The sequence below is a fragment of the Pseudomonas sp. 32A genome (genome assembly GCF_052682255.1).
The window spans coordinates 265650-277212 of the sequence record NZ_JBQYLY010000001.1; the positions used below are offsets into that span (position 1 = coordinate 265650).

The window sequence follows — 11563 nt, forward strand, 5'->3', positions numbered from 1 at the left end:
TTCTCCAGTCAGTAAAAAACTCACGCCCAGCGGCGGAAAATCAGCGAAGTGTTGACGCCGCCAAAGGCAAAATTGTTGTTCATCACGTAGTCGTTGTGCAGCTCGCGGAACTCGCCTTGCAGGTAGTCCAGCTCGCCGCAGCGCGGGTCGACTTCGTCGAGGTTGAAGGTGTGTACGTACTGGTTGCGGTTCATCATTTCGATGCTGAACCACGACTCCAGCGCGCCGCATGCGCCCAGGGTGTGCCCAAGGAAACTCTTCTGCGAACTGATGGGCATGCGGCTGCCGAACAGGCTGTTGGTGGCCAGGGTTTCGGCGATGTCGCCCTGGTCGGTGGCGGTGCCATGGCCGTTCACATAGCCGATGGCGTCGGGCGAAAGCCCGGCATCTTCCAGGGCCAGCTCCATGGCGCGGCGCATGGTGGCCTGTTCCGGGCGGGTGGTGTGCTGGCCGTCGGCGTTGCTGCCGAAACCGACGATTTCGGCGTGGATGTGTGCGCCACGGGCCAGTGCGTGTTCCAGTTCTTCGAGCACCAGGATGCCGCCGCCTTCGCCGATCACCAGGCCGTCGCGGCCACTGTCGTAGGGGCGTGGGCTGGTTTGTGGTGCATCGTTTTTCAGGCTGGTGGCGTACAGCGCATCGAACACCATGGCTTCGGTCGGGCACAGCTCTTCGGCGCCACCTGCCAACATCAGCGGCAGGCGGCCGAACTTGATGGCCTCATAGGCGTAGCCAATGCCCTGGCTACCGCTGGTGCAGGCGCTGGACGTCGGGATCAGTCGGCCAGTAAGGCCGAAGAAGATGCTGATATTCGCCGCCGTGGTATGGGGCATCATGCGCACGTAGGAGTTGGCATTCAGCCCCTCGGCCACCGAGTTCAGCAGCATATTGCCGAAGGCCTTGATCTCGTCGGTGCTGCCGGTGGACGAGCCGCAGGCCACGCCCATGCGCCCGTCCTTGATCGACTCGTCGCCCAGCAAGCCAGCGTCTTTGAGCGCCTGTTCCGCTGCCCATACCGCCAGCCGGGAAACCCGGCCCATGCTGCGCAATTGCTTGCGGGTCCAGTGGGCGGGCACCACGAAATCATCGATCGGCCCGGCCAGCCGCGTGTTCAGTTCGGTGAAGCGCTCCCACTCGTCCATGCGCCGAATGCCGCTGCGGTTGGCGCGGAAGTTGGCGGCGATGGTTGCCCAATCGCTGCCCAGGGACGTAACGCCGGCCATGCCGGTGACCACCACGCGTTTCATCAGCACAGGCCTCCATTCACGGCCAGCACTTGGCGGGTGATGTAACCGGCTTCGGCCGACATCAGGAAATTCACCGCCCCGGCGACTTCCTCCGGGGTGCCCATGCGTTGGGCCGGGATCATTTTCATCAATTCTTCCACCGGTACGTTTTCATCCAGCATCGCGGTGTCGATCAGCCCGGGAGCCACGCAGTTGACGGTGATCTTGCGCTTGCCCAGCTCGATGGCCAGGGCCTTGGCGGCGCCGATCAAACCGGCCTTGGACGCGCTGTAGTTGACCTGGCCACGGTTGCCGATCAGCCCGGATACCGAGGTAATGCACACGATCCGCCCGGCGGCGCGGCGCCGAATCATAGGCATCATCACCGGGTGCAGCACGTTGTAGAACCCGTCGAGGTTGGTACGCATCACCACGTCCCAATCGTCTTCCGAGAGTGCCGGAAACGCACCGTCGCGAGTCAGCCCGGCATTGAGCACCACGCCGTAATACGCGCCATGTGCTTCTACGTCGGCTTCCAGAATCTCCTTGCAGCTGGCGCGATCCACCACATCAAATTGCAACACCCGGGCCTTGCGCCCCAGGGCTTCGATTTCGACCTGCACCGCATCCGCCTCTGCTCGCCCGCTGCGGCAATGCAGCACGATGTCGTGCCCGGCCTGGGCCAGGCGCAATGCGATAGCGCGGCCGATGCCACGGCTGGAGCCGGTAACCAGTACGGATTCAGTCATGGCGTGGTGTCCTTCGATTCATCTAAATAGTTGGCCGCCTGGGGCGGTCGAAATACGTTCAAGCGTGCACTCGCCTGGATACCGTCGCCGGTGAGGTGGCATTCGAACACACCCATGCCGTTGTCGTCTTCCAGGGAGCGCAGGCCGTGGATGGTCAGCTCGGCGCCTGCGGGAAAGTGCTCGACGTTGCACTCGAATTTGCGCGTGCCCAGCAGGAAGCCCAACTCCACGGCTTCACCCTTCTGGCGTGCGCGACAACCGGCGTAGGCCGCGACGCTTTGCGCCATCAACTCAATGCCGACCCAGGCGGGCAGGCTGCCGTCGGCGCGGTTGAAAAGCCCGCCGGGCTTGACCGTCAGGCGGGTCTGAATCTGTTCTTCATCAAAGCTCAGGACCTGATCGATCAGGATCATGTCACCGGCGTGGGGCAGCAGTTCGGCGAGCGGCCAATCAGTCATGGGGCGTCTCCGATAATCAGGCTGACGTTGTTGCCGCCGAAGGCAAACGAGTTGCTCATCAGGCAGCGTTTTTCCAGGGTGTCGCCGGGCGACGCCCACTTCAGTACGGGCAGGTCGGGGTCGGCCTGGCCATCCCAGACATGGGGCGGCACCACGCCTTCTGCCAGGCTCAGCCAGCAGAACGCCGCTTCCAGGGCGCCGGCGGCACCCAGGGTGTGGCCGGTCATGGGTTTGGTCGAGGAGCAGGTTACGCCGCCCGGGAACAGGGCCGCGACCGCCAGGCTTTCCATGGCGTCATTGTGTTGCGTGGCGGTGCCGTGCAGGTTCAGGTAACCGATCTGCCCGGGCGTCAGTTTTGCGCTGGCCAGGGCCTTGCGCATCGCTTGCAACGCACCCTTGCCGGTGGGCTCGGGCGCGGAAATATGGTGGGCGTCGCAACTGGCGCCACTGCCCAGCAGTGCGACCGGCGCCGGGGTTTTGCTCATCAGGAACAGCACGGCGGCTTCGCCGATATTGATGCCGTTGCGGTTCGCCGAGAACGGATTACAGCGCTGTGCCGACACCGCTTCCAGGGACGAAAAACCATTGAGGGTCAGCTTGCACAAGGTGTCGACGCCACCGCAAATCACCGCATCACACACGCCCAGGTCCAACAGGCGTTGGGCACTCATCAGCGCCCGCGCACTGGAGGTGCAGGCGGTGGAAATCACGTAGGCCGGGCCGCTCAGTTGCAGCCAGTCGGCGAGGAAATTGGCCGGGGCGCCGAGTTCCTGTTGCAGGTAGTCGTAGTCGCCGGGGAAGTTTTTTTCCCGCAGGTAGTGGGCGATGCCACGACTGGCTTCATCAATGCCCGAGGTGCTGGTGCCGAGCACGATGCCAATGCGCGACGCACCGAACGTCTGAATCGCTTGCCGGATCTCGCCGTCAATCTGCAACGCCGCTTCCAGCAACAGCTGATTATTACGGCTGTGGTGGGATTCCAGCCCGGGCGGGATCGCCGCGAGTTCACCGTGCACGCCCGCCACCGGCAACACACGCTCCGGCACCCAGCCGCTTTCGGCGCCCATGCCGGAACAGTCGCCGGCAAACAGGTTGCGGCTGACTTCGCGCTTGTCGCGGCCCAGGGCGCAGATCACGCCGAGGGCATTGAGGTAGGCGGTCATCGGGTGGCCTCAAGCGGCGAGATGCGGTAGGTCAGGTGTTGCCCGATCACGTCCACGCGAAACACCAGGGAGGAGTGATAGGTGATCTTCCAGCGGGACGGCAGGGTGCGGATCAAGTCCATTTCCTGGGTGTCGGGGTACAGCTTGGAGACTTCATCCGCCGAGGTGAGGGCGAACAACAGCGCGGCGAACAACTCTCGTGCCTGGGGATTGGGCGGCAGCAGACCGTCGGCCTGCCAGGCGCCGTTGATCAACTTCTGCCGAGCCTGGGGAATGCCCAACGGGTCCATCATCGACCAGCGAATCCCGCCGGCTTCGCGCTGCATCACCAGCAGCCAGTCTTGACGTTGGCCATCCTGTTCGCGCTGCACATGCAGTTGCAACGGCAGGCTCAGCACCGGGGTTTTCGACGGCAACGGCGGCTGGCTGGCGCAGGCACTCAGCAGCAACAGGCAACCGATCAACAGCATTCGGATCATGTTTCAGCGCTCGCCAGAGGTTTGCGGGCAACCACGTTGACCAAGGTTTCTTCGCGCTGGCCGGCCGGTTTTGGCTGGCGCAGGCCCCAGCGCTCAAGCAGGCCGAAATCGGTGGCGCGGCTCCACCACAGGTACGGGTACGAGACGTTCTGCGGGCCGAACTCAAAGCCCTGCTCGCGAATCATCTCAAGGTACTCTTCTGCGCTTTTCTGCACATGCATCGGGTGACGAAACAGCCAGCGGATTACCCAGGTGTCGATATAGGCCTCGGTGGACTCGGCAAACAGCAGATAGCCGCCCGGCTTGAGTACGCGATAGAACTCTTTCAGGGCTCGATGTTGTTCTACCAGATGATGGAAAGTCTGGTGACAGAACAGCACATCGACACTGGCGTCGGCCACGTCGAGGGTCGCGCAATCGCTGCCGATCAACTCGATGGCGATGCCTTGGCGCGCGGCTTCGGCGCGGCTCAGGTCGAGGCTGTGTGGGTCGGCGTCGAGGCCGATCAGGCGCTCGGGGGCGAACACCTGCTGCAAGTACTGGAACGACTTGCCCTGGCCGCAGCCAGCGTCCAGCAGCACCGGAGCAACCGGCAGCGGGTCGCTGAACAGGCTGCGCAGGTCGTTGATGGCCACGCGCAGCACATGGTGCTGCCAGGTGTGGCTGCGCAGGAACCAGAAGCCGAATTTGGTTTCTTCGACGTAGTTCTTGCTGAGGTATTGGCTGCTCATCGTTTCTTCCTTGTCCCGGACGGGGCGGCCCACGGTGCCAGCATGAAGCTGAATGCCAGCCCCAAGCTCACCGATAGCCCAAAATTACTCACCGCCGGCGTGCTGGAAATGGCCAGCAGGCCGAACGATAGCCAAGTAGTCACGGCCGCCAACAGTGTGCCCAACAGGCTCACCGCGGCGCCGCCAATTTGTTCACGCATCAGGATCGCGTAGTCGACGCTGATGGCGGTTACCAACAGCAGGCCGAACAGGCTGAACAACGTCAGCGGCTGCCCCAGCCAACCCAGGCTGGCCAGGCTGCACAGCGCCGCCAGCAGCGGCAGGGCGACGATGCGCAGGGCACCGCCGAAGCCGAACGGCAGGATCAGTAACAGTACGATCAACACGCACGACATCAATTTCAATTCGGCGGCGCTGATTTGCGTTGCGGCAAACACCTGGTTCAAGTCGCCCAGGCGATCCACCAACTGCACGCCGGGCAGATCCAGGGCCTGTACCCGCAGCAAAGCCGGGTTGTTCAACCCTTGCAGGCTCACCATCGCCGCCACGCCACCGTCGACATTCCCCAGCCACAGTGTGCGCCACGGCTCCGCCAGTGGGCCGATCAGCGCCGCGTCGATGTCTTCGGTGGGTAGGGCCTGCAACTGGGCCAACTCGGCTTGCAGCGCGACGGCCGGTACGCCGAGGTCCAGCAATGGCTGCCAGTACTGCGGCAGTTGGTTCAGGGCTTCACGCAGTTGCTGTTGCTCCGCCGGCGCGCTGACCAACTGGTTGAGCGCCAGGTAGCCCTGGAGCTTGTCCATGTTCACCAACTGATCCAGACGCTGACTCAGCGCAGCCTGGCGCTCCAGCAATTGCGGTTGATTGTCCGCCCGTACCAGAAAGAACTGGCTGGTGGGCTGGAACCCGGTAATCCGCGCAACGGCCTGGGCTTCCTGCAGCAACTGCGGCGGCGCACCGATCCACTGGCGGATATCGTTTTTGCTGTTCAGGTGCCATAGGCCGCCTGCGCAAAACACCAACACCAGTACCAATAACACCGGACTGGGCAGGCGCTTGAGCAGCGACTCACGCACGCTCAGCAGAAACTCGGCAATGCGCAATGGCCACTGCGCCGGGCGCAATTCGACGCCCTTGAGCAAGGCCGGCAGCAGGCACACGGCCGACAGGTAAGCACCCACCAGGCCCGCCGCCGAGAACACCGCGATTTGCGTCAGCGCCGGGAACGGCGTCCACGCCAGGGCCAGGTAACCGATGCAACTGGTGGCCAGGCTCAGGCTCAAGCCCGGCAAGGTCATGCGCAAGGCCGGCCAGCTGCGCCAAGGGCTCATGCTCCAGCTCTTGGACAGGTAATGCAGCGGGTAATCCACCGCCACGCCGATCAGGCTCGAGCCCAACACCAACGTGATTACATGCATATGCCCGAACAGCGCCACACAGGCCACCGCACCAAACAACATGCCCACCAGCACCGGCACAAACGCCAACAGCACACGCCAGCGGCGGAATGCCAACAGCAGCAATAACAGGATCCCGGCAGTCGCGCCGCCGCCGACCCAGGTGATTTCCCGTGTCGCCTGCTGCTGACCATTGGCCGCGTACAACAGGCCGCTGGCGGCGAGCAATTGCGCGCCTTGCTGGTCGGCCTGCTCGCGGCTGGCCTTGAGTAGCTCAGCCACTTGCAGCGGCAGTTTCATGTCGAAGGCATTGCCAGTGGTGCGCGCCCGCAGCAGCACCCAGCTTTTGCCGTCGGCGTCGGCGATCAACGCGCCGCTGCCGATATCCAGCTGCACCGAACCGTGCTGCGGCTGGCTGTTCTGAATACGCCCGGTGAGGCCCAGCCAATCGTCCTGGCTCGGCACCAGGCTGAAACCGGTGAACGGGTCGAACAGCGCCTGAACCCGTTGCTGGATAAACGCCTGGGGCTCGTCGATCAGTTGCTCGCGGTCCTTGGCCGAGAGCATCGCGAGGCGGCCTTGCAGCAACTGCTGACGCAGGGCCGGCAGGTCGGCTTGGAGGTTCCACTGAACCTTCTCAAACAGGCCGCTGGCTTGCCAGGCTTCGCCCAATTGCGTCGCCATGGCCACGGCTTGTTGCCGGTCGGCATGCCCCACCAGCACCAGCATTTCGCGGTTCAGTGGTTCCTGCATGCGCTGTTCGGCGCGCAGTTCCAGCGCATCCGGTGCGGTGCCGGGCACCAGTTCCATCAGGTTCGCCGACAGCGGTGCGCCATGGCGCCATTGCCAACCCGCCAGGGCCAACACGGCCACCAGCAGGATCAGGAACAGGCGCGGCAACCAGCGTTCACTCGGCAAAGTCGTGTTGCTCCGCGTCGCTCAAAGGTTGGCTGCTGGTGCTGTCCTGCATGCGCAGTACGGTGCTGTCGCCCTGGGTTTCCAGCAGCTCGATTTTTTGCACCAGCTCGCCGCCGTCGATATTGATCTGGGTGAACACCTGCTTGAGCAGCAGCGAGCGGGGGATCAACGTGAGTTTCCACTGCGTGGCTTCGCCTTGCAGCTGCAGTTCAAAGTCACGCTGCAAGCCGCTGCTGTCGCCCTGCAACACGGCGAGGAACAAACGATTTTGTTCGGCACCGGCACTCTTGTTCGGCAACAATTGCCAGCCGTTGGCATCACGCCGGGCAATGCCGTTGGCGCTGATGCGGTAGTCCTGTTGCAGCGGGGTTTTCAGCAGCCACAGCAAGCCGTGATCCTTGGCCAGGACAAACGTGCCCTTGCTGGTCAGCGGCTGCGGCAGGGCGCGCAAGTGTTTTTCCTGGATGAAGTTGCCGTGGATCACCGTTGGCTTTGCAAGCTGATCGCTGAGTTGTTGCAGGTCGAAAGCATGGGCCAGGCCTGGAATGCCTAACAACAGCATCAACGCGACCCTTGTAGGAGCGAGCTTGCTCGCGAAGAACCAGAGGGCGCCGCGGGGTGTCAGGCGGCCTGCGTTATCGTTGACGATCTTCGCGAGCAAGTCGAATCGTCGCACCGCCGCTCCCACAGGGAATCTCATTTCAAGGCTCTCTCTACGGCGTCTGTGAATACTTTCGGCGAGGCCAACTGCATTTCGCGACTGGCAATTTCCACCGCCACTTGCACGGTGCTGGCGCGGGTCAGACGTTCGCCCGTGGCCTTGTCGCTGATCAGGTAATTGACCTTCAATCGGTTCTCCCACTCCACCAGGCTGGCGCGCACGTTGATAGTCTGGCCGAAGGTCGCACCGCGCACATAGCGCAGCTGCATATCGATCACCGGCCAGGCGTAGCCCGCTTCCAGCATCGCCGTGTAGTTGTGGCCGAGCTTGTCCAGCAAGGCGCAGCGAGCGATTTCCAGGTACTTCACGTAGTGCCCGTGCCACACCACGTTCATGGTGTCGATATCGAAAAACGGCACGAGGATTTCAGTGTCGCAGTGCAACACGCCGGGGCTACGCATGCAGCCTCCAGTGTTGCTCGGCGATACGCTTGAGGCACAGGCGCAGTTCGCCTTCCAGGGCGCGGTCTTCGATGACCGGCGGGAAGTCTTTGGCCAGTTCGATGTGCATGGCGGCCAGCGCCGGGGGCAGCGGGCGCGCGTCTTCAGCCTGGGCCCGCAACCATACGCCCTGATTAGCGGCGAGCAAGGTGGCGGCGGCGACTTGTTCGGTCAGTTCCAGCACACGAATCGCATCGCGGGCGGCGATGGTGCCCATGCTCACCTTGTCCTGGTTGTGGCACTCGGTGGAGCGCGAGAACACGCTGGCCGGCATGGTGTTTTTCAGGGCTTCGGCGGTCCAGGCGCTGGTGCCGATCTGCACGGCTTTGAAGCCGTGGTTGATCATCGCCCGCTCGGCTGGCGCACCCGACAAATTGCTCGGCAGGCCGTGGTTGTAACGCACGTCCACCAGCAGGGCGAGCTGGCGGTCCAGCAGATCGGCGACGTTGGCCACCAGGGTCTTGAGGCTGTCCATGGCGAAGGCGATGTGGCCGCCGTAGAAGTGGCCGCCGTGCAGCACGCGCTCTTCTTCCGCGTCGATGATCGGGTTGTCGTTGGCGCTGTTGAGTTCGATCTCGATGAACGAACGCAGCCAGTTCAGGCTGTCGGCCAACACGCCCAAGACGTGGGGCGCGCAACGCAGCGAGTAACGGTCTTGCAGGCGATGCAGCGGCGCGGTCGGTGCGTCGATGGCCAGATCCTTGCGCAGCCAGGCGGCGACTTGCATCTGCCCCGGATGCGGTTTGGCGGCAAACAGGCGCTCGTCGAAATGCTCCGGGTTGCCTTGCAGCGCCACCACGTTCAGCGCGGTGATGCGCGTGGCCAGTTGCAGCAGGTAGTCGGCGCGGGCGAAGGCCAGGCAGGCGAGGCCGGTCATCACGGCGGTGCCGTTCATCAGCGCCAAGGCTTCTTTCGGGCGCAGTACCAGCGGGTCCCAACCCAGCTCACGGTGTACGTCGGCGGCCTGGCGACGTTCGCCACGGAACAGCACTTCGCGCTCGCCGGACAAGGTCGCGGCCACGTAGGACAGCGGCGTCAAATCACCGCTGGCGCCCACCGAGCCTTCTTCCGGAATCAGCGGCAGCACGTCGAATTCCAGGAACGCATGCAGGCGCTCCAGCAACTCCACGCGCACGCCAGATACGCCGTGGCACAGCGACTGCAACCGCGCCGCCAGCACCGCGCGGGTGGCTTGCGCATCCAGCAACTTGCCCAGGCCGCAGCCGTGGAACGTGTAGAGGTGGCGGGGCAGCGCTTCGACGTGCTCCAGCGGCACCGCCACCACGCACGAGTCGCCATAGCCGGTGGTCACGCCGTAGATCACGCCTTCCTTGTCCAGCAACGAATCGAGGAACTGCGCGCCCTTGGCGATACGCTGGCGGTACTTGGCATCGGCTTGCAATTGAGTCGGCGCCTGACGGTTGGCCAGGGCCAGCACGTCTTCGATGCGCAGGGGGAGTTCGCCGAAGGTTACCGGCTCAAGATGCGTCGTCATCGGTCTTCCAGAAAGGGTAAAAGTTGAACCATTGTTGGGGCGCTTCCAGGCAGAACTGGCCCAGGCGCTCGGCGTAGCGGGCGGTCCATTGAGCGATCACCTGCTGGCGATCGCTGCGTTTCCATTCGATCAACCGGGCGAACGGCTCAATGATCAGGCGATAACGGCCTTGATGCTTCAAGCACATCAGCAGGTTGACCGGGCATTTCAGCAAGCCGGCCAGCAGCCACGGGCCTTGGGGGAAGGCGGCGTCATGGCCGAGGAAATCCACGCGCACCGTACGCCCGCCATGCAGCGGTACGCGGTCGCCGGCAATCGCCAGCCACTCGCCGTCGTCGAGGCGCTGGCTGAGCATCATCATCACCGCCGGGTCGAGTTCGCTCACTTGAATCAGGCGCAAATTGGTCGCCCCGGCTTCGCCCAATATGCGGTTGAAGCGTTCGGCGTGCTTGGTGTGCACCAGCACGTTCATCGTGACCTTTTCGCCCAGCTCGGCGAGGGCGCGGCACACTTCAAGGTTGCCCAGGTGCGCGCCCACCAGCATCTGCCCGCGCTCGCTGCGCAGCTGGCCGCGCAGTTGAGCCGGGTCGATGATTTCGATCTGCTCCAGGCGCAACTTGCCGTTCCATACGTCGAGCTTGTCCAGCAGGGCGTCGGCGAACGCCATGAACTGGCCGAAGACCCTTCTATGGGTAGGGCGCAGGTCGTCGCGCTGGCTCCAGTCGGCCAGGCGCTGCTGGTACTGCCAGGCGCTTTGGCGGGCCGTGCGGCCGAACAGAAAGAAGTAGAAAACGATGCCGTAGAGCAGCGGGCTCAGCAGCCGGCGCCCGAGGACCTTGGCGGCGAAGGCGGTGAATTTCATCAGCCAGAAGCTGCCGCGTTCTTCGCGGTCGGCCCAGTGCTTGGTGTCTTGGGTCATGCCTGCCACCGGCGCCAGAGGATCATCGGCGCGCGCACCAACATGCCGAAGAACAGCCGGGTGTGCATCGAGGAAATCAGCGCGTTGTCGTGGAACAGGCGAAAGTGCGACAGGCCGTCGGCGGGGTAGTGCACCTTGGTCGGCAGCCAGCGCATCGGCTGGTTGCGCCAGGCGAGGCGCACCAGAATGTCGGAGTCGAAATCCATGCGTTTGCCGATGTTGGCCGAGTCCATCAAGGCCAGGGTCGGTGGCAGTGGGTACACGCGAAAGCCGCACATGGAGTCGCGGATTTGCAGCGACAAGGTATTGATCCATACCCACACGTGGGTCAGGTAGCGCGCGTATAGACGGCCCTTGGGTACGCTTTCGTCGTATTCCGGATAGCCACAGATCACTGCATTCGGGTGGGCGCGGGAGGCGTCGAGGAAGGTGCTGACTTCCCGCAGGTCGTGCTGGCCGTCGGCGTCCACTTGCAGGGCATGGGTGAAGCCCAGGCGCGCGGCTTCGCGAAAGCCGGCCATGACGGCCGCGCCTTTGCCCTGGTTGGTGGGCAGGGTCAGCAGGGACACGTTGTCGAGGGTTGCCAGTTGCGCCAGGACAGCGGCGCAGGCTGCGCTGCTGCCATCGTCTACCAGCAGGCATGGCAGGCCGCTGGACAGCACGCTATGAACCACGGCGGGCACGGCGGCTTCGTGGTTGTAGACCGGGATCAGGGCGCAGGGGTTATGCATACCAGGCACCCCATTGGCAGAAGCGCTTTTTGTGGCGAGGGAGCTTGCTCCCGCTGGGCTGCGAAGCGGCCCCAATACAGGCGACACCGATTTGCCTGATAAACCACAGTGCCTGGGTTGGGAGTGCTGCGCACTC

The 11563-nt window shown here is 63.8% G+C and carries 12 protein-coding genes; all 12 read right to left on the minus strand.

All coding sequences use genetic code 11. The annotated features are described in order from the left end of the window. Positions 1-20: 20 nt before the first annotated feature. From ACUN0G_RS01195 to ACUN0G_RS01250, 12 genes are read right to left on the minus strand one after another with little or no spacing between them, the layout of a single operon-like run. The gene (locus ACUN0G_RS01195; RefSeq protein ID WP_445572526.1) at positions 21-1247 is read right to left on the minus strand and encodes a beta-ketoacyl-ACP synthase; all 1227 of its coding nucleotides are present in this window, start codon (positions 1245-1247) and stop codon (positions 21-23) included. Further along, positions 1247-1975, minus strand: coding sequence for a 3-oxoacyl-ACP reductase FabG (fabG, locus tag ACUN0G_RS01200; RefSeq protein ID WP_258343333.1), 729 nt, complete (start codon positions 1973-1975; stop codon positions 1247-1249). Before fabG ends, ACUN0G_RS01195 begins: the two co-directional genes overlap by 1 nt. Then, the gene (locus ACUN0G_RS01205) at positions 1972-2433 is read right to left on the minus strand and encodes an ApeP family dehydratase (RefSeq protein WP_445572527.1); all 462 of its coding nucleotides are present in this window, start codon (positions 2431-2433) and stop codon (positions 1972-1974) included. Before ACUN0G_RS01205 ends, fabG begins: the two co-directional genes overlap by 4 nt. After that, positions 2430-3596 (minus strand): beta-ketoacyl-[acyl-carrier-protein] synthase family protein, encoded by a 1167-nt coding sequence (locus ACUN0G_RS01210; protein ID WP_445572528.1) that lies wholly within the window; start codon positions 3594-3596, stop codon positions 2430-2432. The genes ACUN0G_RS01205 and ACUN0G_RS01210 overlap by 4 nt, the downstream gene beginning before the upstream one ends. Beyond that, complete coding sequence (locus ACUN0G_RS01215) at positions 3593-4075, minus strand: hypothetical protein (RefSeq protein WP_445572529.1); 483 nt, start codon at positions 4073-4075, stop codon at positions 3593-3595. Before ACUN0G_RS01215 ends, ACUN0G_RS01210 begins: the two co-directional genes overlap by 4 nt. Then, positions 4072-4806 carry a class I SAM-dependent methyltransferase gene (locus tag ACUN0G_RS01220; RefSeq protein ID WP_003209370.1) on the minus strand — a complete coding sequence of 245 codons (735 nt, stop codon included), beginning with the start codon at positions 4804-4806 and terminating at the stop codon, positions 4072-4074. Before ACUN0G_RS01220 ends, ACUN0G_RS01215 begins: the two co-directional genes overlap by 4 nt. Beyond that, positions 4803-7121: an MMPL family transporter gene (locus ACUN0G_RS01225; protein WP_445572530.1), complete on the minus strand. Its 2319-nt coding sequence runs from the start codon at positions 7119-7121 to the stop codon at positions 4803-4805. Before ACUN0G_RS01225 ends, ACUN0G_RS01220 begins: the two co-directional genes overlap by 4 nt. Beyond that, on the minus strand, positions 7111-7821 hold the full coding sequence (locus ACUN0G_RS01230) for an outer membrane lipoprotein carrier protein LolA (protein ID WP_445572531.1): 711 nt from the start codon (positions 7819-7821) through the stop codon (positions 7111-7113). Before ACUN0G_RS01230 ends, ACUN0G_RS01225 begins: the two co-directional genes overlap by 11 nt. After that, positions 7818-8243, minus strand: coding sequence for an acyl-CoA thioesterase (locus ACUN0G_RS01235; RefSeq protein ID WP_421524126.1), 426 nt, complete (start codon positions 8241-8243; stop codon positions 7818-7820). Before ACUN0G_RS01235 ends, ACUN0G_RS01230 begins: the two co-directional genes overlap by 4 nt. Then, positions 8236-9777: an HAL/PAL/TAL family ammonia-lyase gene (locus tag ACUN0G_RS01240; protein ID WP_177071099.1), complete on the minus strand. Its 1542-nt coding sequence runs from the start codon at positions 9775-9777 to the stop codon at positions 8236-8238. Before ACUN0G_RS01240 ends, ACUN0G_RS01235 begins: the two co-directional genes overlap by 8 nt. After that, entirely contained in the window at positions 9761-10696 is a 936-nt protein-coding gene (locus tag ACUN0G_RS01245) for an LpxL/LpxP family acyltransferase (RefSeq protein WP_177071100.1), read from the minus strand. Before ACUN0G_RS01245 ends, ACUN0G_RS01240 begins: the two co-directional genes overlap by 17 nt. Next, positions 10693-11427, minus strand: a complete 735-nt coding sequence (locus ACUN0G_RS01250; RefSeq protein ID WP_258343345.1) for a glycosyltransferase family 2 protein — start codon at positions 11425-11427, stop codon at positions 10693-10695. Before ACUN0G_RS01250 ends, ACUN0G_RS01245 begins: the two co-directional genes overlap by 4 nt. Between the last annotated feature and the right edge of the window lie 136 nt (positions 11428-11563).